Source organism: Kineococcus sp. NBC_00420 (assembly GCF_036021035.1).
GTDB lineage: Bacteria > Actinomycetota > Actinomycetes > Actinomycetales > Kineococcaceae > Kineococcus.
On the sequence record NZ_CP107930.1, the window covers coordinates 411,338 to 433,812 of the forward strand.

The following is a 22,475-nucleotide window of genomic DNA, read 5'->3' on the forward strand; positions in this document are numbered from 1 at the left end:
CTCGGCAGCAACCGCCACTGAGCCTTTGTCAGTAACGGTTCTCCATCTGGCTGAGAACGAGGGCCGTGGCAGCGATCGCGGAGATGCGCCGGGGGCAGAGGCTGACGCGACGTAGCGCCCGCCAGCGGGTCTTGAGGTGAGCGATGCCGTGCTCGACGAAAGCACGGGCGGAGTTCACATAGGAGTTCCAGCCCCGAGTTGTTCGATCCAAGACCTGCCCGCCTCGGGGACGTCGGACGGGAACGCGGATGCCGACTCCAGCACCGGTGTACGCCTTGTCGGCCAAGGTGGGGACACCGTCACGAGCAGCGGGATAGAGCGCAGGCAGGGCATGGACACGAGCTGCGGTCAGATCGTGGGTGCAGCCCGGCTCGACCGGCGACACCCACAATGGCCGCCCGTCAGGATCGGTGACGACCTGGACGAGACCGCCGTGCTGGCGGTGCTTTCCGGAGTACCAGCGGTCGCGTCGGCTACCTGGGTCGTGGACGCGGTCGGTGTCGATGAGGGTGCCATCGAGCAGCAGGTGGTCGGTTCCTTTGTTCACGGCTTCGGCAACCACCTCAGGCAGTTCGGGAGCCTGGTCGGCGAGGACGTCCAGGGCTTCGTGCAGGTAGCGGTAGGCGGTCTTCAAGCTGACGGCGTTGTCGCGGGCGAGGTCAGCGACCGCGGCGCGTTGGCGCATGAACCGCAGCAGCAGTACCGCCTGAGCGAAACAGCCAAGCACACGGCGTCCACGGCGGGTGCCGATCCGGATGCGGTGAGCGGACAGCAGGCGGGCGACGGCCTGGGCGAGGTCGCGGGAGACGTCGAGGCTGGCACGATAGGAGAGCACGTAGGGTCCTGACGGGCACGGCGGTTGAGCTTGGTCGCCACCATCGTGACCGGCCAGGCCCTACGTGCCCCAACGCCTCTGCCCCGGGGATGCGGCAGTTGCTCACGCCGCTACTGACAAAGGCTCACTGAGCCAGCGCAAGAGGAACCAGAGGTATCCGCGTCTGGTTCCTCTTCGGCGGCGGGATGAGGAAGACGTGCTCCTCGTCTTCATGTGGAACCCGGTTGCAAGCGATGATCTCGGCCTTGCCGATGTGCCAGCCAGGTAGAGGCGCTGAGCAGCGAGCCAGATCCTCTTGTTGTCGGTGTCTCCATCTGGTCACCCATTGAGGTTGCCATCTCGGATCCACTTGCGGCTGTGGTGGGCGCACACCTGCCCGTCTTCGACCTCGCGGTCATCCTGCTGTCCGCTCGGCCGCGGCCGGCCGGCCATGCCCGGACCTCAGGATGAGCCGGAAAGTCGCCCACGGGGTACCGCTGGCCTACGACAAGACGGCGGAGCGAACGTCAGACCGCCCCAACAACGCAGCGCACCACCGGAAATGCCCATCCGCGGTGCCGCTGTAAGCGTTGGCGCCGATGAGGGCGTACACCGCCTTGAACCGCAAGACGTCTCCACGCTCCACGTCAAACGCTTCGGCGAACACGTCGCTCAGACGTCGATCCGTGCGCAGGGCGTGCGGGCCGTACATGTCGAAGAAGCTCGAGGTCAGGGCCATCTCCAGCACCGGATCGGCCAGCATGGTCAGGAAGCCCCAGTCCAGGACCGCGCTGAGCCGGCAGTCGTCGTCGACCAGCACGTTCTCCGGGCAGAGGTCGCCATGCTGCAGCGTGACCGCCACGTCCCGGCGCCTGGCCAGGAAAGCGCTGCAGGCGTGCAGCAGGTCGTCGAGACCGTTGACGTGGGTCCGCAGCAGGCCGGCGAAGCGCTGAGTGCGGTCTTCGAGCAGCTGCTGCAGCGCTCTCGCCCAGGGCTGGGCGGTGGTCACCGCCGTCTCGCCCAGCAGAGGCAGATCAGGCATCGGATCGAGCGCAGAGACCGGATGCTGATCCGGGATGGTGTGCAGGGCGCTCAGCAGCTCGACCAGCGCCTGCTCCGCGCGGGGGTCCAGGTGCCCGCTGGTCGGGTCGTAGAAGTCGCCGATGCTGCGCCCACGCAGACGCGGCTGACGCAGCAGCGAACGGCCGTCGGGCAGGGTGAGGCACCCAAGTGGGGCGGGGACGGTGAACGGGAGACGGCACCTGCTCAGCGCTTGGAGCAGTCGCTCTACAGGCCCCTCGGACGCGGTAGCGGCTGCGGCCGCGTCCCGGGGCAGCCGGGCGACGCTCTGCTCGTCGAGGGCGTAGACGTCGGCCTCCATCCCCGCAGCCAGCCAGTGCACGTCGGGGTAGCCCAGAGCACGCAGCTGGGCGGGCACCAGGTCGCTCTCCTCGATCACGCGCCCAGTCAGCCAGAGACGCAGCGGGCTCGTCCACGGCGATACCGGCCTGCGGTGGCCCTGGGCTGGCGGCGGTGGAGGCAAGGACTCAACATCACGGTCATCCCGCGGAACGCGCGGTGGTGGCGACTCAGTCGCTTGACACGGCGTCGTCTCCGCTGTTGGCCCGCTTGCGCGGCCACAACGCGATCCACACCACCGAAGCGATAGCGGCACCCATGATCATCGACGGGACGTCCATGGTTCACCCTCTCAAGACCGTCCCCGGCACGGCGAGATGACCTACCGCAGCCGGGCAGCTCATCTCGCGGCCCGCGGCCTCACGGTCATCCCGCTGACCAGGACGTCGACGACGTCGGGACTTGCTGATCTCTCACACCGCCGGGTGCAAGACCCCGAATATCGTGGGGCCGCGATGAGCCGCAGGCGGTACCTGGCTGGCGGCGGACTCTGCTTGGTCGTCCCGGGGAGGGCAGTGATGTATGCGTCAGGCCGAGGACAGGCGACATCTGATCTTCATCAGGCACGGTCAATCGCTTCACTCCCAACGGCAGATCCTCGCCGGCGTTGCGAACTGCCCCGGCCTCACTCCCCACGGGCGCACGCAAGCGCATGACTTGGCGACGCAGCTACTGCAGATCTGCGGTGCCCCCGACGCCATCGACAGCAGTCCCGTCGCCCGCGCCCGCGAGACTGCCGAGATCGTCCGAGAGACCCTCGCCCTGAACCTCCCCATCGACGACGACGCTCGCTTGAGTGAACCCAGTCCAGGCACAGCCGACGGGCTGAGCCTCATCGACTACGAGGCGCAGTTCGGCACCTTCGACATGCAGACCGAACCGGATCGCCTTCTCGCGCCGGGAGGCGAGAGTTGGCGCCAGTTCCTCGCACGAGTGGACGACTTCGTCGCTGAACGCAGCATCCCCGACGGGACGCACTGTCGGTGGATCTTCACGCATGCCGGCTTCATGGTCTGGCTCGTTCGAAGCCTGGTTGGCGCCACCGCCACCCGACTTCGTCTCGAGTTCGAGAACTGCTCGATGCTGCACTTCGAGGTCTCCGACGGCCACTGGATCCTCCGGTCGTACCTGCCGCCCGACGACGTCAGTTGAGATTAGCGATCAGCCGATGAGAGCGATCACGTCGTCCTGCCCCAGACCGGCGCCGCCCGGTTATGCCGCTGTCGTGGACGTCGACGACCTTGCGGTCTCATCGCAGACCATCGCGCACAGTTCCGTCTGCGCCACGATGAGCACGTGAGCCCCGACGCGCAGTCAACCGTTCCCGCCTCCTCGCCGGACTGGCGAACCGAACTGGCTCACCTCGACTCCGCCGCCGCGGCCTGCGCTCGTGACCGCGCCGGAACAGTTCTGACGTGGGCCCGCGGCAGCAACCCCGACGCGTGTGCGGTTACCGCCAGCACCGTCCAGTACGCGGCCTCGATCACCAAGCAGTTCACCGCAGCCCTCATCGCCCGCGCCGTCCTGGACGGCCTGCTCCGCGAAGACACCGCCCTGCGCGCGGTCCTGCCTCACCTGCCCACCTGGGCCCGCGATGTCACCGTGCACCACCTCATCCACCACACCGCAGGCCTGCCCACCACGCAGGCCGTGACCGCAGCCGCCGGGTGCGCCGAGCACGACCTGGACAACGATCGCGTCCTGCAGGCCCTGACCCGCATCGATCAGCCGCAGCACCCACCGGGGCGAGCCTTCGCCTACAGCAACACCGGCTACGTCCTGCTGGCTGAGGTGCTGCACCGCGTCACCGGCACCGACCTGGACGTCCTGGCCCGTGCCGTCCTCTTCGCGCCCTTGGGCTTGGCCAGCGCCCGCTGGGGTGGACCCCCGGTCGCTGTCGTCCCCGGGCAGCCCACCCCACCGGGCACGACGGGCGACGGTGGACTGTGGCTGAGCACCGCGGACCTGCTGCGCTGGCTGACGGCTCTCAACGAGGACGCTCTGGGCTCCGCCGTGACGGAACTGATGAGCCAGCCAGGACTGCTGCAGGATGGAACGACCGTGCCCTACGCGTGGGGCGCAACCGCCCGCCGGCACCCGAGGGGAACCTTGTTCACCCACGGCGGGGACTGGCCCGGTTGGACCGCGAAGACCGTGCGCCAGCCCGCAACCGGTGCCGCGGTGGCGGTGATGACCTACGGGGCCGACGCGGTCGCGGTCAGCACCGCGGCCGTGAACGTCGTCGAGTACCTGCTGCCTGCGTGGCCCGGCGGAGAGGGGAGCTGAACGACCTCCCGATCATCCCGCCCGCCGTACGTGCTCCCCGCCCCTGCTGTCAGATCGCGAGGTCGAGGTAGCCGCGCCCGGCCACCACCAGCGCACCCAACGCAGAACCCGGCTCAGGCTCCGCCTCGAGCCCCAGGAAACAGACCTCGCACCGTGCGTTGTACGTCATCACCCAGCACGCCGCCGCCGCAGCCGCCCACTGCTCACCGACCACAAACCCAGGTCGGGCCCGCTGGTAGTCCTCCAGGAACGCCGCCACCTGCGCGACCGTCGGGGCGGCCGCGTTCGCGGACCCGCCCGCGGTGTAGGAACCGGCGCACATCCCCACCAGCACCGCCTCCGGACGCGCAGTCAGGCTGTCCCAGTCGAACGCCCCACTCACCACGACCTCCCCGACGGAACCGCCGTCCTCGCCGGCTTCTGCGGGCCGCAGGAGCACGTTGCCGTCGTACCAGTCGCTGTGCCCGATGACGTCGGACCCCAGCAGACCGCGGCTCCCGAAACCGTTCAGCACCCCGGCCGCCTCGCCAGCCAGATCGTCCACCCACCCGAAACGCTCCGGCCGATGGGTGAAGTCGAAGATCGGGTCATGCGGTACCGGCCAGGGACCCTCCTCGTAGCGCGCCCACGCCGGCGCCCCCGCCCGCAACGGCCCACCCAGAACAGGGTCAGCCGCCAACGGCCGCAACAGGTCGATCTGTTCGGCGAGACCGGCGACCAGCGCCCGCCGAACAGCAGGCTCGGTGGCGTCGGCGAGTTCCCCCTCGCTCAGCAGCGTCTCGGCCACCACCACCCGCCCGTCCTCCACGGTGGGCCCGTGCACCGGTCGGGGGCAGGGGTAGCCGCGGGCGGCCAGGTGGCGCTGAGCTTGGACTGCGGCGGCGAGGTGGGCGAGGTCAGCGCCGCGGCGGTGAACCTTCAGCGCGACGTCGCGTCCATCGTCGAGTCGGCAGCCGTAGACCGCGGCGACCCGCCCGGCGCGGAAGAGAACCTGGCGCAGCCCTGAGCCGACCTGATCACGCAGGTACCGGTCGAGCCAGGCGTCGACCTCGTGCTGCGGCACCGGACCGAACGTGGCCCGTTCGATCCCGTCCACGACCTCCTCCGCCGTCACCGGTGCCTACTCGCCCAGCGCGATGTGATCATGCGGCCACCTTCTCCAACCTCGACAAGGAACGCACGGTCATCCCGCGCTGCGCGTACAGCCAGGTCGACGACCAGACGACGGACGTCAGCTGCTTGGCGGCTGGAGGACGCACAGCTCATTGCCATCTGGGTCGGCCAGGACGTGCCAACGCCAGCCGTGCTCGACGATGGCTTCGGACGTCAGGCGGACACCGCCGGCCGCCTCCACTCGCGCCACCTCACCGTCCAAGTCTTCGGTCCGCAGGTCCAGGTGCACCCGGTTCTTGTCGGACTTCTGATCCCCCGTGCGCTGCAGGAGCAACTCCACTCCCTGTCCGCCGGACGGGACCAAGCTCAGGTAGGCACCTCCTCCGTAACCATCGCGGTGGTAACCGAGGACCGTTGTCCAGAAGTCCGCCGCCCTGTCGAGGTCGCTGGTGTCCAGGACTACGATCAGTTCTCCGTGCGAGTAGCGCTGCATGTGCCGAGCCTGGCACCGAGCGACCTCTGCAACGACCTGGTGCTGTGCACGCGGCGCGCGGTCATCCCGCAATGCGGTCGTGTCGTCGCTTGGTGGGACCTCAGACTGAGTCCATGACGAAGCGACCCCACGTCGACTGGACGGCCGCCGAGATGTCGAGGCTCTCCGACGAGGAGCTGCGACTTCGTCGTGAAGATGCCCGCCGTGCGGAAGTCCGAGCGGATGCTCCTGGGGTAGGGCGATCGAGCAAGGGGCGGCGCCTCTGGCGTATGAACCGCGAGCTTGTCGAGTCAGAGATGGCGACTCGCGGCCTGTTGTAGCAGCGGACCCAGCCGCAACAGGCGAGACTTCACGGTCATCCCGCAGAACGCGCGGCCCACGGACCCGCGCACCCCGGCCGACACCTACTCCCACAGCTCATGCGTCACAGTGCCTTGGTGAGCGTGCTCCCGTGCCATGACCTCTCCGCCGCTAACTGGCTCCAGACCAGTGACCGGCCCTGGAACCAGCTGGTCACCCTCGGACCCGCCGGCTACGACGCCTACGCCCGCCTGCGCTTCATCCCCGACCCCACCCACCCCGGCCAAAGCGAAGGGGACGTCGACTTCGACCCGGGCCCCGACGCCCCCAGCGAGAACGACCAGATGCGCTCCGCCCTCACGCTGCTCACCACGCACACCACCACCGAGCGGTGCTACTTCGCCATCTGGGACGGCTGGGGTCTGCTCCCCACCGACAAGACCACCGCCCGCCTGCAGCTGCCCAACCGGAACTACTTCCTCTTCGATGGCGCCGTTGCCGACCTCGGCGACGGCGCGCAGTGGAATCGGGTGCTGTCAGGACCAGCCGGGGCGTGGCCGTCTGGACCCGACCCCGCGTTCGTGTGGCCAGCAGATCGCACCTGGTGCCTGACCAAGGACGTCGACCCGCACTACGCCACCATCGCCGCCTCGAGCGTGGCGATCACGGCCCTGCTGAACCACCCCGGCCTGGACATCGTCCCCGCCGACCTCGCCGAGGAACCTCTCCACTACCTGTGACCCTGCCGAACGCAGGTTCCTCGCTCCAGGAAGAGTGCGGAGCGCACGGTCATCCCGCGGTGCGGGGCGTCGTCGATCTCACGGTCTTGGTGAAAAACGAGTAGCCCAGACATCTCACCAGCCAGTCTCTGTCGAGGCCGTCGTTCCAGACGGCGACGCCTCCGCTGCGATATCAAGGTCGACTTGAACCTGTCCAGATACATCCGCACTTGATGGCCCGCTCCAGCGCGCCGGAGCCGTCCATCGGTACGAACCAGGCTCAGCCTCGGAAAAGTCGACGTACCACCCCGTGAAGTACCCGAACGATCCCCCGCCTTGAGAATCAACATCGTTGACCGCCTGATCGGTGACGAACACCCGACCCTGGCCATGACCAGCGTCAACGCCCTGGTGGTCCATTCTGGACGCCAACACGAAAGTCCCACCAGAGACGCCCCCCGGCAGCGCACTCAAGACCGCGATGACGCACGGGGTGACCTCGGACAACGGGCCACCGGCAGCGCCGTCGGGTGAGCCCTTCGCGTAGGTCATCCGCCACATGAGCGCCGGGCCGGGTGAGTCAGCGTCGTCCTGCGCCTGCACGCGAGCACTGACCTGACCCACCACCTCCGAGCACTCGGTAGTCACCGGCGCAGGATGCGCCTCGGTCTCATCAGAACAACCAGCAACGGCTGGGATCAGCAGGAAGCTCATGAAAGCGACGGCCGACCTCGTACTTGATGCCCTCTTCTGCATAGCTTCTCCTGGCTCGTCCCATGACGTCACGGGTGAGATGACCTCGGACTCACCACGGTTCCCTCGTCACCAAGATGGCCTAGAAGGTTCTGAACTAGGTCCAACGCACGCTCACCGCGCAGAGCGTGCCCCTCGCGGTCATGGCGCTGCGCGCCGTCACGGTCATCCCGCCTTCAGCGAAAGTCGCCGACCGAGGATGAGCATCGCGGCGGCCCGGGCGAACCTGACGGCTGAGTACGACTAGCCCACTGCCCGCGAGGTCTGAGCGGTGGATATCCCACCTCAACCCGTGGGTAAGCGCAGGACACTGCCCAAGCGCACGACACCGGCCCCGTACTGCTCGTCGAGACGACGCTGATCGCCTTCACGAGCCAGCAGAGCCGTGGCGGTGACCTGCCCGGCCAACTGATCCAGCTGGAGGTCGAGCAGCGGCAGCAGCGCCTCGGGCCCGTCGAGAGCGTCTCGCACAGAGGTCAGCTCCGCGGCGGAGTGCGCGGCGGCGCTGACGCACAACGCGCCGCCCCAGACCGCCCGCACCGCGGACTCCATCTCAGCGAGGTCCCCAGTGGTCGAGACGTTCAAGACGTAGCGCAACGGGTCGTTCGCGCTTTCACTTCCGGCCCCCAGCTCCTCCGGGGTCACAGTGGGCTGGTCGATCCACAGCAGGCCGTACCCCGAGACGGCCTCGGCCCGCACCGACGCGGCCTGCAGCGCCTCCTCGGTGGTCCGCGCCGAATCCAGCGGTTGCCACCCGCCCACCGGTTCTGGGCAAGGACTGGTGAAGGACGGCTCCGGTCCCCGCGTTTGATCCTCCAGGTCCGCCGGGCTGGCGGGGCGGGCGGGTGCGGTGAGCCGGATCGCGTCGCCCTGCGGCGTCCCGGTGATGACGAAAGAGCCGTACCGGCTCTGCAGCACCGACTCGTAGGAGCCCGCGGGCAGGGAGGCGAAGTCCCAGCCCATCAGGTCCGGACCTCCGCACTGCGGCGGTAGCGACATCGCGATACCGCCCACGCATAGCTGCGGGCCGTGGCTCTCGTCCTGCAGGACAAACCCGGTGGCCTCGAAGGGCCCCGGGTGCGCGTCGGGGACGAGGTCGGGTCGTGCCACGTCGGACGTCCCCGGACCGGGCCGACCGCTGGGTGATGAACCACCAGGCACCGAGGCCTGCTGCCCGCACGCGCTGACAAGGAGAACGGCCAGCAGTCCCGTCCAGGCGAGGAGACGTGAGGTCATGATGGTTCGACGTAGCCGGTCCGCGGCCCGTTCCCCACCAACATCACGAGACCGCCCGGTGAGCTGAGACTTCACGGTCATCCCGCGTTGTGCGCGGTCCTGCGCTGGTGGCGATGCCGTAGACATGGCGAATTGAGGACGGTCACTGAGAACGTCGATCAAGCCGCATCGCCAACGACGCAGCCACAGACCATCTAGATCCCCAGCTCAAGACAGCACCGGGTCAGACGATGAAGACGGAAACGAACTCGTTCCCGTCGCCGCACCCAGCAGGCCCCGGCCCCCTCCAGGAGCGTCATGACGTCTATCAGCGCTACAGGCGGCGTCCACAAGACGCTGCCTCAGCCCACCGCCACCAACGCAGCTAAGGGCCTACAGCGCGCCGAATCGGCCACCGCCAGCACTGTCGCTCTCACCGGGGCCGCCAGCAGCCCCGGACCTGACACCGTCGAGGTCAGCGGCCACTCCATCCTGCTCTCACGTCTGTTCCCCGGTCAGGACGCCGCGACAGCGACGCAGGTACGCCCACCCGGCAGCAACCCTGACGGGGTATCGATCGCCTCCTTCCTGACCACCAGCGATCGCAGCGCAATCTCCTCGCTGTACGAATACGCCCGTGACCACGGCATCGACGCCGCAGACATCGACAACATCGCCTTCGACCTGGGCGGCTACCGCCGCACGGCGCCAGGCGTCCTCCAAGACACCGTCGGGCAGATGTTCGACGAAGACGGCGAACCCATCACCTACGCCTTCAGCCAGCACGATGAGGCCACGGCCATCGACATCTTGGGTAGTCGCGCCGCCAGCGACAGCGCTCTGCCCCGCGGCTTCCTCGAGCACCTGCTGGACCCCGGTCTGACGGGCGGCAACCACGCCACCAACTTCGACGTCTTGCAGAGAGTCGTCTACGCCACCTCGGCTTCCGGAGCTGACGGCTCCCGCGACCCGCACGCCACCATCGCCCCGCGACCACTGGAGCGGCTGGCTCAGATGAAGGCCGCCGGCCTGATACCCACCCCTGCGCAAATGCGTGCCACCGCCGCGGGCGCCGTCATCGGCCCCAACGGTCAGCCCGTCTCGCTCTTTGAGCAGTACGCTTCCCGTCTGGGGACGGCGGCGGCCGCGCTCAGCGACGCGGACAAGGACCTCCTGGGACCGTTGTACGCGGCCACCGCCAGCCAGTACGGCCCGTTGAGTACGCAGATGAAGCAGGTTGATGAGCTCGCCCGCACCTTGGCGACGGTGCGCGCATTGGGCCATGGCGACGACCTCGGAGACTTCCTCAAACAGCTGCTGCAGGACCGCGCGCCGAAGTAGTCACCGAGCTCGTTCCGACCCCGTGCTCGGCGACGTCACGGTCATTCCGCTGACCAGGATGTCGCCGACATCCGCACCCAAGAGCGGCAGAAACAACCTCTGGACGGCGCGCCTCATCCGACGACTTTGCACCCTCGCAACGCCCACAGCAACCACCATTGTCACCCCCACAAGAGCGACCTGGACCAGCGGCGCGAAGAGCAGACCGAGCACCGCGGTCGAGGAGTCCGAGGTCAAGACGCTCCACAACGCCCACACCGTGAAGGCCAGCAACAGCAGGTCTCCCACGAGCACCACAGCGAGCGCACCACGCCAGTGCCGGCGCACGGAGACACCCACGACGACCGCGGCGGCGAACGGCAGCAGCGCCCACCCCGTGAAGACGATCGCGAACACCACCGCTCCGACGCTCTCGGTGGTGAGTTCCCAACTCGTCAGGGTCGCTGTCGTCGCCAGGGTCGTCACCGCCCCTACCGCAGGCAGCCCCACCAGAGCCAGCAGGAGGGGGTCGCGCAGCGACGATGATCGGCGGGACGCAGTGCTCACACGTCACGGTGACATCCGCACGGTATCCGTGGGGCGTTGCAGCCTTGCGCTCATCAAGATGCGCGCGATCACAACCCAGAAGACTCGACCAGCGACCCAGCGGTCATGGCGATGACTGGACGCAAGCCAGGCCCGAAGATCACCCGCCCATCGCCGAAAAACCGCAGTCAAGACCACGTCCGCAGTGCACCGCGGACGGTGCTCACGCCAGGCTGTCGATCACCGGCCGCAGGAACGCCTCGAGGCTCCGCTCATCGTCGAGAAGGGCTGAGCTGACCACGACCACACCGGGCTCGAGGACCCACCCCGCGCTGCCTTCGACCGGCACCTCGCGCAGGTTCAGGGAGAAGGGCCGCAACGGGCGTCCCAGCGTGCCCTCGTAGCTGTTGACGAAGTGCACCAACCCCAGCGAGCCGTTCTCAGCACGCGCCTGCTCGGCCAGCTGCACCTGCCGGCTCCACCGGGTGAAGTCCTCGAAGTGCTGCTCGACCAGGGCCTGCAGCACCGGCAGGTCCTCCAGCCCCGGCCAACGGGGCGGGCCGAAGGGCGCGGCGTCATCGGAACGTTCAGCCAACGCGCGGGGCCACCACCGTTCCCACTGCCGGATCGCCTCACCGAGGTCGACACCCACCGGCTGCACCGCAACCGACGGCTGCAGAGGCGGAAGGTCTGGCTGTGCGGAGGCGTAGCGACCCAGACCAGCAGCGTCACGCACGTACAGCGCCAGCGTCAGGGGGCCGTCGAAGCCGCTCTTGATCTGCCAGCTGGGGACACCCGCCATGTGCATGACGACCACCCTTCACGAGGCGAGACGCCGCGACAAGGGCAACCGTTCGGCGCTAGCCCGACGCGCGGGCATCTTGCGACCTGTGATCGCACCGCCACCGGAGCAGCATCGATAGACAACCGAACAGTTGAGAGCCGCAAACCTTTACGCCTCCTCGCCCGCGGAGCGAGGCAACCCGGCCCGCGGGCTCATCGTCGTCCTTAGTGAGAGGTGTCGCAGACAAGTCCTAGGCAGAGGGGAGGCAGAGCGATGCAGATGCCGTTCGAGCAGTTCGTCGACCACAACGCCCGAGCACTCCTCGGCAGCGCCTACCTACTCACCGGCGACACCCACGCCGCCGAAGACCTTCTCCAAGACGCCCTCGAACGAGTCTTCATGCATTGGTCACGTGTACTGGACCCCCTGCCCTACACGCGCACCGTCATGGCCCGCCGCGTCACCGACGGCTGGCGCGCCTCTCGCCGCAGGCCACGCCAGGAACCCCTCATCGTCGATGACCACGATGTTCCCGTCCCCGACACCACCCAAGGCCACGCCGAGCACGCCGACATGGCCGCCCTCCTGCGCCAACTTCCACCCCGACAACGAGCCGTGATCGTCCTGCGCTACTACGAAGACCGTTCAGAAGCGGAGATCGCCCATGCCTTGGACTGCGCGCCGGGCACGGTGAAGTCCCAGGCCGCGAAGGCCCTCCGCACGCTGCGCCAACTCACCGACGACCTCACCGAGCACGGGAGAGCGACGTGACCAACCTCGAAGATCAGCTGCGTCAGCGACTGCGCACCACCGCCGAGCGCGTCGTGGTCCCCCCCGACTTCGCCGCCCACGCCCACCACCGAGGAGTGCGACGTCGACGTCGACGCCGGCTGCTCCTGGTGACGCCAGTCGTCGTAGCCGCTACCGGTCTCGGTGTCCTCGCATGGTTGCTTCCCTCCCCAGCGACGACGTCGCTGACACCGGCCACCACCACGGAGACCGCCGCCACTGCGCCGGTCGAGCTCACCCCCGATCTAGAGGCGGATCTCACCGCGCTTCGACCCTCGGGACTGCTGACGGCCGGTCAGAATGACCCCTTCACTCAGCAGATCCCCCTGTCGCAGTGGACGACCTGGTTGCCGTGTGATCAGGTCAGCAGGCACCTCGGGATCTCGTTGCCGACTTTTGACCGTCTCGATGGCTATCAGCTGCGGTGCGGCAGCCAGCGAGGGGCAGCGATCTTCGACCGTGAGGTCCCCTCGGCTCCATCAGGACTCGCCGATGAGGAAGCGACCCGGGTAGAAATCGCCTACATCCCTCCCGGGGTCGATGAGCAGACAACGACCATCGCCCAGGCCACTGCCCAGGGGATGAGCTGGATCCTCATCTCCTACGGCGGCGACCTCGGCGGGAGCGGGGGTGAAGCCCCCGGAGCCGGGCGGTTGGGGCAGCCGGACACCACGGCAGTGTCCTTGCGCACCGGGGAAAGCGCAGTCGCGTGGATGGCGGAGTCCGGGACGACGATCGGATGGACCTCCACGGTCGGTGGCCATGCTTTCGCCCTCAGCATGTATCAACCGCGAACCCCCCTAGAAAGTGTCCGCGTCTTCAGTGGTGGCCACGACGTCCCGCTGTAGGCACGCCGAAGGCGTATGCCGCGCGGTAGTTCTGGGCCAACTAGAGACGCACGGTCATCCCGCGGTGCGCGTGAAGCGCGCGGTCATCCGCGAACCTGGTGCTGGGTGACCTCGGATCACCTACTTCGTCGGGAAGTCTTCGTCGGGAAGTCGCTGACGGACTGAGGTTCCGCAGGACATGCTGCTGCGGTGAAGGACTGGAGCGGCTACCCCCTGCAGCCGGGGGAACCGGAGTACACCGACGATGACCGCTTCTGGGACGGAACCCGCACCTACCACCTGACCAGCGACCGAGTGTGGAAGCGCGAAAGCGACCTACTCAACGCCGCCGACGTCATGGTTTTCAACCTCCTCGACTGCAGCCCCAACCCCCACGTGGGGTCAAAACGCGTGGCCACCGACTCCGAACGGCGCAAGATCGTCAAAGCCGGTCTGGTCCGCTTCGTGGACAATGAAGGCGGGCTGCAGCGCTGGGAGAGTAAGGACGGTACGGTGCTCGCCCTGCTCCTCGGCGAGCTACGCAGTCCACGTATCCCCTTCTAGCAGCAGCGCTCCCTTCGCTCCCTGCAGCCGAGGCCTCAACCGCAAGGGCATCCCGCAGTGCGCAGGCGTGCGGTGATCCCCCGCTGCGCGTAGTCGCTGTCGCAAGCAGATGGGTGGCACCCAGACACCGAGCCCACTCTCAGCCCAGCGTCCCACCAGACTGACGCCGTTGAGAGCCACAGCAGCCGCGTAGGAGACCCACCCATGCAGGTCCTGTTCGACAGTAACGTTCACGTGCACTACGGCTTCATCAAGCTGCAACACGAAGACGCCGACCCGATAGCCGACCTCGACGGCGCCTGGACTGTTCCCGGTTTAGTAGACACGGGATTAAGCTGCGAGTTCAGCAATCTGATCGATGTTTCGGTAGCCTAACTCAAACTCTCGCGGTGTCAAATATCCGAGCGTCGAATGACGCCGGATCGTGTTGTAGTAGTTCTCGATCCAGTCGAACGTCGCCCGTTTCACATGATCCAGACTCGGCCAGGGGCGGGGGTGGATGAGTTCCTTCTTGTAGGTCGCGAAGAACGATTCCGAGACGGCGTTGTCGTAACAGATTCCGGTCCGCCCCAGGGAGCGGCGAACGCCGTTCCTCGCGCAGAACCTGTCGAACTGTTTCGAGGTGTACTGGCAGCCGCGGTCGGAGTGGAAGATCACACCCGCCGGGGGTTGGCGATGCTTGATCGCCATCAACAACGCGGCCTCGATCAAGTCGGTGCGCATGTGCGTGTCCACCGCGTAGCCCACGACCGCGCGCGAGTGCAGGTCGATGACGGTTGCCAGATACACCCAGCCGTTCCAGGTCTTGATGTAGGTGACGTCTCCGCACCAGCGGGTGTTGGCCTCTGCGGCGGTGAAGTCACGGCCGATGAGATCTGGCGCAGCGACCGGATCCGCTCCGCGGATCGTGGTGCGTTTCCACGCCTTCGGGTGCCGCCCAGCCATTTTCAGGCCGCTCATGAGCCGGTGGACGCGCTTGAGGCCGACCCGGACGCCCTGGGCGCGCAGCTGGGCCAGGACCCGACGTCGGCCGGGGTTGGCGCGCAACTTCTCGTGGATCGCGATGATCAACTGCCGCAGGGCGGCGTCGTCGACCTCACGGGCCGAGAGTCCCCGTCCGCGCCAGGCGTAGTAGCCCGAACGGGACACATCCAGCTGAGTGCACATGAACGTGACGGGGTAAGTCTTGGAGTCGTCCCAGTCCGCGATCGCCGCGAAGATTACTTCTGGTCTTTCGCAAACCAGGACGCTACTTTTTTTGCGAACTCAGCTTCCATCCGCAGTTGCCGATTCTCTGCGCGGAGGCGTTCGAGTTCGGCGTTCTCCTTCGTCCAGTGGCGGCTGGGTCGTCTCGCCCTGGCGGGAGTCGCGTTCTTTCTTCACCCACTTGCCTAACGTCATCTCGTGTACGCCGATGTTGCGGGCGACCTCGGCGATGGATCGGTGGTCGTCCAGGACGCAGGCTATCGCTTGAGTCTTGTACTCATCGGTGAAGTGCCGGCGGGTCGAACCCATTGTTGGTGCCTGCTTTCATGTCAGGCAGCCAATCCGAGTGTCCACCGAACCGGGAACGGTCCAGCCGTCCGCGGTCAGGCCAACGGCCTGTGCGGAGCAGCCTTCCCCGGACGACTGCACCTGTTCACCGGCCTGCACACCGGCGACGTCCCCCTGCGTATGGAGTTACACGAGAAAGCCCCAACCGTGGACCTTGACTGGGAGGAGGTCGTCGAAGCCACCTTGGTCACCGAGCCCGGCCCGTACTGGCTCAGCACCTTCAACTGGTGGCAGGAGCTGGAGACACCAGATGCCGGGACCTATCGCGTCCGTTGGTCGGCCAACGGCATGGACGAAGCTCACGACCTCACTCGACTGTCCGGCGAGCCAGCCCGCGACAGGTACCTGCTGCAGCTGTGGCCGGCTCCAGCTGCCCCTGACGTAGTGATCCGCCAGCACGCGCGCATCGCTGAGCAGTACCACCGGTCAGCCACTCAGCCCCCGTCTCGCTAGGCCTCACTGCACCGCCCCCGAGGGCGGTGCGTACATGCGCTCTACAACGCGCAGGCGCACGGTCATCCCGCAGTGCGCGCGGGCGCTCAGAAAAGTTTGAAGCAAGCGGCGGTCACGAAGGCGACACCGAAGGTGCCGAACATGATGATCTTGCCGGTGCGGCTTGTAGGACTCCAACCGCCTCCGGGAGAGGGATCCCAAGGCATCAGCTACCGCACCTCACTTCTTGCGCCGAGCGAAGCGCGCTGCGGCTCCTGCAAGGATGATCACCAGGACCACGATGAAGGCAATGGCGCCAAACGACCCACCGCCGCTGGTCGGGTCCACGTAGTCCTCCAGAGATCACGAGACCCGCAGGCTACTGCTGGACCCCATTTAGAGCTCGCCGCAGAGGCAGCGGCGTACTCCGGATGGGGCCACTAACGCACGATCATTTCGCGATGCGCGTGAAGCGCATGGTCATCCCGCCGTCCATGCGGGCGGTAGCCGCCAGGCCGCAACGTGACCAAGGTCAGGGGTGGCCTACTTCCGACGGCGAGAGCGTTCGATCAGGACGCCCACCACGATGACGACGGCCACCAGCACGACCCCCAGCCAGCCCGGGATGGACCCGCCATGACCGCCCACTTCGTCCCCCAAGAGTGCTCCAGCCCGCTTGATCGCCTCCGACGATCTCACGGTCACCCCGCTGGCCAGAACGTTCTAGACGCCACAGCTCACCAGGAAGAGCAAGCCCCACCACCGTTCGGAGCCTGGTGTAACCACCGGCACCCCTGCGGACACTAGGCAGTGTGGACACCCGCACCGAGGACACCTTGTGGGCCGCCGCCCGTAACGGCGACGGTGATGCCTTCGGCGTCCTCTTCGACCGTCACCACCCCCGGGTCCACCGCCACGCCACCCGCCTGCTGACTTCGCGCGCAGACGCCGAAGACGTCACCGCCTCGACCTTCCTCGAAGCCTGGCGCCGCCGTGACCACGTGCGCCTGGTCAACGCCTCCGTCCTGCCCTGGCTGCTGGTCACCACCACCAACCTCGCCCGCAACACCCACCGCGGCGCCCGCCGCTATCGCGACTTCCTACAACGCCTACCGCGCGAGGCCACCGTGCCCGACGCCGCCGAGACCGCCCTGTCCGGACCTCTCAGCCTCGATGGGCAGTTGAACGCGGCCTTGGCCACCCTGCGCCCGATCGACCAGCAGCTCATCAGCCTCGTCGTCCTCGAAGACGTCACCCTCACCGACGCCGCGACCGTCCTGGGTCTCACCCCCGGAGCGGCCAAGACCCGCATGCACCGCGCTAACGCCCGACTGCGGGCCGCCCTTGGCGATCCCCCCTCTCCCGCTCACCTCCATCCCGCGTCTGAAGGGCAGCACTCATGAGCGATCCGCAGCTGAACTCTTCCCTGGACTTGCCGCTGGATCCCGTCTTCCGCGACGCCCTGCGCAAGGAGCTCGTCCGCACTGTCGACACCACACCAGCGCCCCGGCCGCCCCGCCGATGGACACAGCGCTGGACACGGCGACGGACCCGGCGCTGGACGCGGCGGCGCACGCTCACCCTCAGCGCAGTCCTGCTCGTGGGCCTCGGGGGCGGCGGGGCCGCGGTCGCCACCGGCGCCCTGCCCCTACCCGGGGCCGACCAGGTCGTCCTGCACGGACCGGCCAGCACCGTCGTCCACACCGGCCCCGCCACCGTCGACCTCGGAGATCGACCCGCAGGCACCACCAGCGTCGAACTGGTCTTGACCTGCCTGAGCCCGGGTGGTTTCTCCTTCGCGGACGGGGCGGGCATGACGTGCTCAGCTGAAGACGTCGCGCGAGAAGGTGGAGCGGGCGGTGCTGGCTACACCCTGGCCTTGAAACCAGGCCAGACGTCCACCCAGATCACCGCGGCCGCTGGCACCCGCTGGTCGCTGACCAGCACCTACTCCACCCACACCCCCACCGACTGGGCCACCAACGCCAACGGCGACACCTACGGCGTTACCAAGGACTGCGGGGGTCAATTCGTCGTACAGGTCGACGGATGCGAACCCGACCTGGTCGCAGTAGTGGCCAGCAACGGCCAACAGGGATACGCCTACAACACCGACCTCAACCCCCAACCAACCTTCACCTCACCCGCCGATGCCCTGGCCTGGCAGAAGTCCAACCCACCTGCAGCGCACACCATCCCCGTCTACACCTCCGACGGGGTCACCGTCATCGGTGAATTTCAGACCGGCTGACCCAGCACATGGTCGTACCGCGGTCCGGGGCTGCGGCCGTCGACGACGTCGCGCGCATATTGAAATCGCTGGGAGCGAGATGAAGCAGGGCGATCATCCGCCCAAGCCCTCACACCACCCAAGACCTCCATCCCCAATACCACGGTGTGGTGGTCTCAGGGATGGTTCACGCAGGGGCCTGAAAACCCCACACCCTCCTGGAAGACTCGCCAGATGATCACGATTCAGGTGCTGCGACCGTGACTGGTCGCAGCGTGGACGGGCCGCAGGTCACTGCTCACTCGCCGCTGCGCGCCCGGCCCGCACTACGTGCTCGCCTCGCCCTGTCAGCGGTAGCGGCCCTGGTCCTGGTGGGCGCTGCTTTCGCGGTGCGCGACGAGCCCGCCGCGGCCCCCCTGTCTGGCGCCGACGAACTGGCCCAAGGCGCCGCGCAGCGAGTCGTCGACGACGTGCAGGACTACGTCCAGACCGGGCGCATCCCTGGAGAGCTCGATCCCGACGGCGCAGCAGTGACACCCCTCCGTGTCGACGACATCCGAGACTGGCTGCAAGAACCGCCGGCCACGTACTGGAAGGGCCGGTCCAAGGAGTCGTGGCGGGTGCTCAGCAGCGACGTCCCGACTGCCGGTGGCCCGACTGCCGGTGGCTCGACCTCGCCGGCGGAGGCCACCTTCGTCCTCGCCGTTTACCTGCTCTCCCAGGACACCAGCTTCGTCAACAGCTCCGAGTGGGGCCGCACCTGCTTGCGACTGCACGTCGAGCCCGCGGCCTACGTCGTTCAGCACCAGCGGGTGGCGTGCGCTGACGACGTCCCAGAAAAGGGACTGCCGCACTACTGACTCGAGCACCTCAACTTCACGGTCATCCCGCCATCCGGGGGTATTCGGGTCGGAAGTACCTGGCTCAGGGTCCAACGGTGCCACGCTCGCCAACGAAACCCGATCATGGAGGTTGGTGTGCGCCGCGAGGTCATCCAGGACTGCGTGCAGCTGTCTGCCTGGGTCTTCTTCACCCTCGTAGTGCTGGATAGCGACGTCAGTCGATGGCTGGTCACCCTTGGGTTCGTGCTGATCGCCTTGCAGGTTCTGGTGCTGGTCCGGCGCGTCGTCCGCATCCGGCGTGAGCGGGCCCGGCACACGCCTTGAGAACCGCACGGTCGTCCCGCCATCCGGTCGCGGTGAGGAGTCCTGCACCGGTCTCGACACGGGCGCCGCCCGCCGCCACCGACACCGAACCCACCCCGCGTGCAACGTTCGGTGCTGTGAGGCGTCTAAGCAGTGTGAGAGCCGACGACGTCGCCAGCAGGCGCGCCCGCAGCGACAGGCCCGCAAGGTCGTTCGCTGGCACGGCAGCGGGTTGGGGCACCGGTGGTGTCACCGACGACGCCGGCTACCAGACGCTGTTCGAGCAGCACTTCCACCCCACTGTCCGCCTCGCCCGCCTCCTCGGCGCCGACGACCCCGAAGACATCGCCCAGGAAGCCTTCGTGCGCCTACACCGCCACCACCACCGCCTGCACGAGTCGAACTCGGCCCTGGCCTACCTGCGCCGCACCACCGCAAACCTGACCACCTCCCGCCTGCGTCACCTGCGGGTGGTGCACCGCACCCCCGGTGACGCCACCCGCGTCCATGCCTCCGCTGAGGACAGCGCCCTGGCCGCTGAACGCGTCGACCACCTCCTCGCCGCCGTGCAGCGCCTGCCGCGCCGCCAACGCCACGCGCTGATCCTGCGGTACTGGATGGACCTGCCCGTCGCCGAAGTCGCTGAGGCCCTGCAGATACCGGTGGGGACGGCGAAGTCCGACATCTCCCGCGCTCAGCGCACTTTGGCGACCCGCCTGGAGGACCTGGCATGACCACTCCCGACAAGACCCCCGAGCGCGCAGCACAACTGCAGGAGCACCTGGACGCCGTCGCCGCCGACACCGCCTACCGGCGCGACCAGCAGCCGGTGGCCGGGGCTGGGGACTGGGCGCGTCTGCAGCAGCGCCTGCACACCGACGAGCGTCGCCACCGCCGAATTCGGGTCGGCCTCTTCAGCGCCGGCGCAGCGTGCGCGGTCGTGGCGGCGGGGGTGGGCTGGTCGCACCTGGGTGGGAGCGGTTCCAGTGTCCGAGTGGTCCCCGCTGCAGCACCCACCACCTCAGCCGAGGCCGCCGAGAGGGCCGATGCCGAGGCCACCGTTTCCGCCCGCGCGCAGGTGGCCGGCCAGTGCCCCGCCGTCACCGACCTCCCCGCCCTGGGACCTGATGCCGTCGACGAAGGGCAGCGACTTTCCCAAGGGCTCTCTCTGGAAGAGGCCGTCCGACGAGCGCAGAGCGAGCAGCAGGCCTCCGTCCTAGACGCGTGGCTGCGGTGCACCTACCCCGACGCCTACGGGCAACTGCGCGTGGCCCACGAGCCGCAGTTCGACGCCGTCGTCGCCCTCACCGACGCTGCTGGCCCCGATCCGCTGGCCGGAGCACCGCTGGGAGTTCTCGCCGGGCGGGTCCAGCTAGAGACCGTTGCGTTTTCGGAGCTGCAGATGCAGGTGCTGTGGCAGCGCATGGACACCGCCCTCGACGACTGCGGTTTGGTGACGTCGAGCTGGATCGATTTGGGGGTCATCCGCATCGGCGCCGGCACAGCGAGCACCAGCATCAGAGATCAGGCCACGACCGGCGAAGCCACTGCCGCACAGGACGAACCTGGGGTCGAGGCTGTTGAGCGGTGCCTGGACGCCGCCGACCTCGGCGCACAGCCCGGCAGAGCGCAGATCGAAGTCACCGACGAAACGAGTCACGTCGTGTGGTGACGCCCTCGAACCGCGCGGTCATCCCGCGTTGTGCGCCGTCGCGGGCGGCTGGTGACGTCACGCTTTTTAGGGCTCTTGTGACACATGTATGAGCTCAGATTGGCTGTCCCGACGCCTCTGAGCAGCTGAGATGCAGGGCGCACGCCGTCCTGGTGGCTACGGTCCTGATTGTCGAGATCATGATCGTCACCACGGGAGAACGGCGTGCGCGGAGCCAGGATATGGGTTGAGCTGCTCGGACTGCAGCAGGCCGTCGTCGAAGACGTCGAGCTCGACGAGGACGCCGGGGTGCTCGTCGTGTCGGTGCGGGTGCCTAAGCGCGCCGCTAACCGGTGCGGGCGGTGTCGGCGGCCGTGCCGCCGCTTCGATGCCGGGCGCGGAGTCCGGCGGTGGCGGGCGCTGGACGTGGGCAGTGTGCGCGCGTTCGTCCAAGCGGCAGCGCCGCGGGTCCAGTGCCGAAGGCATGGAGTGGTGGTGGCTGCCGTGCCGTGGGCTCGTCACGACGCCGGTCACACTCTCGCCTTTGACGAGCAGGTCGCGTGGCTGGCGGTTCACACGTCCCGATCAGCTGTGGCGCAGTTGATGCGGGTGGCGTGGCGGACGGTTGGGGTGATCGTCGAGCGGGTCACGGCGGGCGCATTGACAGGGGCGGACCGGTTCGCGGGGCTGGCGCGGATCGGCATCGATGAGATCTCCTACAAACGCGGCCACAAGTACCTGACCGTCGTGGTGGATCACGACACCGGGCGGTTGGTGTGGGCCGCGCCGGGTCGGGACAAGGAGACGCTGCGGGGGTTCTTCGACGCACTCGGTCCCGAGCGGTCGGCGTCGATCACGCACGTCTCCGCCGACGGTGCGAACTGGATCGCGACGGTTGTGGCGCAGCGGTGTGCGAACGCGGTGCGCTGTGCTGATCCGTTCCATGTCGTGCAGTGGGCGAGCAAGGCGTTGGACGAGGAGCGTCGGGGTTCGTGGAACCGGGCTCGAGGCGCGGTTGGTCGTGACCGATCGCTGGGTAGAGCGCCGGCGGCGACCGGGGGTGCGCGGTCGTTGAAGGGGGCGCGGTGGGCGTTGTGGAGGAACCCTGAAGACTTGAGCGAGAACCAGGCGGCGCAGTTGGGATGGATCGCGCGGACGGATCCGCGCCTGCATCGGGCGTACCTGTTGAAGGAGGGTCTGCGGATGGTTTTCCGGATCGCCCGTCAGGACGGTCCGGGCGCGGCGAGCCAGGCGTTGGATCGGTGGATCGGGTGGGCCCGGCGGTGTCGGATCCCGGCGTTTGTGGCTCTCTCGCGCAACATCATCAGGCACCGGCCGGCGATCGAGGCGACGTTCGAGCATGGCCTCTCGAATGGGTTGGTGGAGTCGATGAACACGAAGATCCGGGTCCTGACGCGGGTGGCGTTCGGGTTCCACTCTTCGGCACCGTTGGTGGGGTTGGCGATGCTGGCGTTGGGTGGGTTCTGCCCGCCGCTACCGGGGCGGGGAGGCCGGTGACGG

General features: G+C 67.9%; 24 protein-coding genes and 1 pseudogene. 15 read left to right on the forward strand and 10 right to left on the reverse strand.

The window, feature by feature from the left end; all coding sequences use genetic code 11:
- Positions 1–28 precede the first annotated feature (28 nt).
- Together OG218_RS02005 and OG218_RS02010 are read right to left on the reverse strand one after the other, a co-directional pair.
- Positions 29–835 carry a transposase family protein gene (locus tag OG218_RS02005; RefSeq protein WP_328291466.1) on the reverse strand — a complete coding sequence of 269 codons (807 nt, stop codon included), beginning with the start codon at positions 833–835 and terminating at the stop codon, positions 29–31.
- Positions 836–1,316: 481 nt separating this feature from the next.
- Positions 1,317–2,252, reverse strand: coding sequence for a phosphotransferase family protein (locus tag OG218_RS02010; RefSeq protein ID WP_328291530.1), 936 nt, complete (start codon positions 2,250–2,252; stop codon positions 1,317–1,319).
- A gap of 503 nt (positions 2,253–2,755) precedes the next feature.
- On the opposite strand from OG218_RS02010, the gene OG218_RS02015 reads away from it, so the two are divergent.
- Together OG218_RS02015 and OG218_RS02020 are read left to right on the forward strand one after the other, a co-directional pair.
- Positions 2,756–3,385 (forward strand): histidine phosphatase family protein, encoded by a 630-nt coding sequence (locus tag OG218_RS02015; protein ID WP_328291531.1) that lies wholly within the window; start codon positions 2,756–2,758, stop codon positions 3,383–3,385.
- A gap of 144 nt (positions 3,386–3,529) precedes the next feature.
- Positions 3,530–4,519 carry a serine hydrolase domain-containing protein gene (locus tag OG218_RS02020; RefSeq protein WP_328291532.1) on the forward strand — a complete coding sequence of 330 codons (990 nt, stop codon included), beginning with the start codon at positions 3,530–3,532 and terminating at the stop codon, positions 4,517–4,519.
- A gap of 49 nt (positions 4,520–4,568) precedes the next feature.
- Here OG218_RS02020 and OG218_RS02025 read toward each other — a convergent pair whose 3' ends face one another.
- Both OG218_RS02025 and OG218_RS02030 read right to left on the reverse strand, forming a co-directional pair.
- The gene (locus tag OG218_RS02025; protein WP_328291533.1) at positions 4,569–5,633 is read right to left on the reverse strand and encodes a phosphotransferase; all 1,065 of its coding nucleotides are present in this window, start codon (positions 5,631–5,633) and stop codon (positions 4,569–4,571) included.
- A 117-nt stretch (positions 5,634–5,750) separates the two neighbouring features.
- Entirely contained in the window at positions 5,751–6,125 is a 375-nt protein-coding gene (locus tag OG218_RS02030) for a VOC family protein (protein WP_328291534.1), read from the reverse strand.
- A 437-nt stretch (positions 6,126–6,562) separates the two neighbouring features.
- On the opposite strand from OG218_RS02030, the gene OG218_RS02035 reads away from it, so the two are divergent.
- Positions 6,563–7,165, forward strand: a complete 603-nt coding sequence (locus OG218_RS02035; protein WP_328291535.1) for a hypothetical protein — start codon at positions 6,563–6,565, stop codon at positions 7,163–7,165.
- A gap of 114 nt (positions 7,166–7,279) precedes the next feature.
- Here OG218_RS02035 and OG218_RS02040 read toward each other — a convergent pair whose 3' ends face one another.
- Entirely contained in the window at positions 7,280–7,858 is a 579-nt protein-coding gene (locus OG218_RS02040) for a hypothetical protein (RefSeq protein WP_328291536.1), read from the reverse strand.
- Between the two features lie 324 nt (positions 7,859–8,182).
- On the reverse strand, positions 8,183–9,007 hold the full coding sequence (locus OG218_RS02045; RefSeq protein WP_328291537.1) for a hypothetical protein: 825 nt from the start codon (positions 9,005–9,007) through the stop codon (positions 8,183–8,185).
- Positions 9,008–9,430: 423 nt separating this feature from the next.
- Here OG218_RS02045 and OG218_RS02050 point away from each other — a divergent pair, with 423 nt between their 5' ends.
- Positions 9,431–10,453 carry a hypothetical protein gene (locus OG218_RS02050; protein WP_328291538.1) on the forward strand — a complete coding sequence of 341 codons (1,023 nt, stop codon included), beginning with the start codon at positions 9,431–9,433 and terminating at the stop codon, positions 10,451–10,453.
- Here the strand turns inward: OG218_RS02050 and OG218_RS02055 are convergent, their stop codons facing one another.
- Positions 10,454–10,852, reverse strand: coding sequence for a hypothetical protein (locus OG218_RS02055; protein ID WP_328291539.1), 399 nt, complete (start codon positions 10,850–10,852; stop codon positions 10,454–10,456). It lies immediately after the preceding gene.
- 349 nt (positions 10,853–11,201) lie between these two features.
- On the reverse strand, positions 11,202–11,795 hold the full coding sequence (locus OG218_RS02060) for a hypothetical protein (protein WP_328291540.1): 594 nt from the start codon (positions 11,793–11,795) through the stop codon (positions 11,202–11,204).
- 240 nt (positions 11,796–12,035) lie between these two features.
- On the opposite strand from OG218_RS02060, the gene OG218_RS02065 reads away from it, so the two are divergent.
- From OG218_RS02065 to OG218_RS02075, 3 genes are all read left to right on the forward strand, one after another.
- Positions 12,036–12,533 (forward strand): SigE family RNA polymerase sigma factor, encoded by a 498-nt coding sequence (locus tag OG218_RS02065; RefSeq protein ID WP_328291541.1) that lies wholly within the window; start codon positions 12,036–12,038, stop codon positions 12,531–12,533.
- The gene (locus OG218_RS02070; protein ID WP_328291542.1) at positions 12,530–13,399 is read left to right on the forward strand and encodes a hypothetical protein; all 870 of its coding nucleotides are present in this window, start codon (positions 12,530–12,532) and stop codon (positions 13,397–13,399) included. The genes OG218_RS02065 and OG218_RS02070 overlap by 4 nt, the downstream gene beginning before the upstream one ends.
- A 189-nt stretch (positions 13,400–13,588) precedes the next feature.
- On the forward strand, positions 13,589–13,942 hold the full coding sequence (locus tag OG218_RS02075) for a hypothetical protein (protein WP_328291543.1): 354 nt from the start codon (positions 13,589–13,591) through the stop codon (positions 13,940–13,942).
- A 330-nt stretch (positions 13,943–14,272) separates the two neighbouring features.
- Here the strand turns inward: OG218_RS02075 and OG218_RS02080 are convergent.
- Positions 14,273–15,190: pseudogene (locus OG218_RS02080) on the reverse strand (IS3 family transposase); the annotation flags it as partial.
- A gap of 18 nt (positions 15,191–15,208) precedes the next feature.
- Entirely contained in the window at positions 15,209–15,457 is a 249-nt protein-coding gene (locus OG218_RS26520) for a transposase (RefSeq protein WP_442906351.1), read from the reverse strand.
- On the opposite strand from OG218_RS26520, the gene OG218_RS02085 reads away from it, so the two are divergent.
- From OG218_RS02085 to OG218_RS02120, 8 genes are all read left to right on the forward strand, one after another.
- On the forward strand, positions 15,347–15,949 hold the full coding sequence (locus OG218_RS02085; protein WP_328291544.1) for a hypothetical protein: 603 nt from the start codon (positions 15,347–15,349) through the stop codon (positions 15,947–15,949). The genes OG218_RS26520 and OG218_RS02085 overlap by 111 nt on opposite strands.
- A 791-nt stretch (positions 15,950–16,740) precedes the next feature.
- Positions 16,741–17,331: an RNA polymerase sigma factor gene (locus tag OG218_RS02090; RefSeq protein WP_328291545.1), complete on the forward strand. Its 591-nt coding sequence runs from the start codon at positions 16,741–16,743 to the stop codon at positions 17,329–17,331.
- Positions 17,328–18,179, forward strand: coding sequence for a hypothetical protein (locus tag OG218_RS02095; RefSeq protein ID WP_328291546.1), 852 nt, complete (start codon positions 17,328–17,330; stop codon positions 18,177–18,179). Before OG218_RS02090 ends, OG218_RS02095 begins: the two co-directional genes overlap by 4 nt.
- A gap of 239 nt (positions 18,180–18,418) precedes the next feature.
- Positions 18,419–19,018: a hypothetical protein gene (locus OG218_RS02100; RefSeq protein ID WP_328291547.1), complete on the forward strand. Its 600-nt coding sequence runs from the start codon at positions 18,419–18,421 to the stop codon at positions 19,016–19,018.
- Positions 19,019–19,135: 117 nt separating this feature from the next.
- Complete coding sequence (locus OG218_RS02105; RefSeq protein WP_328291548.1) at positions 19,136–19,324, forward strand: hypothetical protein; 189 nt, start codon at positions 19,136–19,138, stop codon at positions 19,322–19,324.
- A 134-nt stretch (positions 19,325–19,458) separates the two neighbouring features.
- Positions 19,459–20,037 (forward strand): RNA polymerase sigma factor, encoded by a 579-nt coding sequence (locus OG218_RS02110; RefSeq protein WP_328291549.1) that lies wholly within the window; start codon positions 19,459–19,461, stop codon positions 20,035–20,037.
- Positions 20,034–20,975 carry a hypothetical protein gene (locus OG218_RS02115; protein ID WP_328291550.1) on the forward strand — a complete coding sequence of 314 codons (942 nt, stop codon included), beginning with the start codon at positions 20,034–20,036 and terminating at the stop codon, positions 20,973–20,975. Before OG218_RS02110 ends, OG218_RS02115 begins: the two co-directional genes overlap by 4 nt.
- A 204-nt stretch (positions 20,976–21,179) precedes the next feature.
- Positions 21,180–22,472 carry an ISL3 family transposase gene (locus tag OG218_RS02120; protein WP_328291421.1) on the forward strand — a complete coding sequence of 431 codons (1,293 nt, stop codon included), beginning with the start codon at positions 21,180–21,182 and terminating at the stop codon, positions 22,470–22,472.
- Positions 22,473–22,475 lie beyond the last annotated feature (3 nt).

Excerpts from the sequence above, each read along its gene's own strand:
- OG218_RS02015 (WP_328291531.1), top strand. The coding sequence starts at position 2,756 with ATGCGTCAGGCCGAGGACAGGCGACATCTGATCTTCATCAGGCACGGT.
- OG218_RS02030 (WP_328291534.1), bottom strand. The coding sequence starts at position 6,125 with ATGCAGCGCTACTCGCACGGAGAACTGATCGTAGTCCTGGACACCAGC.
- OG218_RS02040 (WP_328291536.1), bottom strand. The coding sequence starts at position 7,858 with ATGAGCTTCCTGCTGATCCCAGCCGTTGCTGGTTGTTCTGATGAGACC.
- OG218_RS02050 (WP_328291538.1), top strand. The coding sequence starts at position 9,431 with ATGACGTCTATCAGCGCTACAGGCGGCGTCCACAAGACGCTGCCTCAG.
- OG218_RS02065 (WP_328291541.1), top strand. The coding sequence starts at position 12,036 with ATGCAGATGCCGTTCGAGCAGTTCGTCGACCACAACGCCCGAGCACTC.
- OG218_RS26520 (WP_442906351.1), bottom strand. The coding sequence starts at position 15,457 with ATGGGTTCGACCCGCCGGCACTTCACCGATGAGTACAAGACTCAAGCG.
- OG218_RS02095 (WP_328291546.1), top strand. The coding sequence starts at position 17,328 with ATGAGCGATCCGCAGCTGAACTCTTCCCTGGACTTGCCGCTGGATCCC.
- OG218_RS02115 (WP_328291550.1), top strand. The coding sequence starts at position 20,034 with ATGACCACTCCCGACAAGACCCCCGAGCGCGCAGCACAACTGCAGGAG.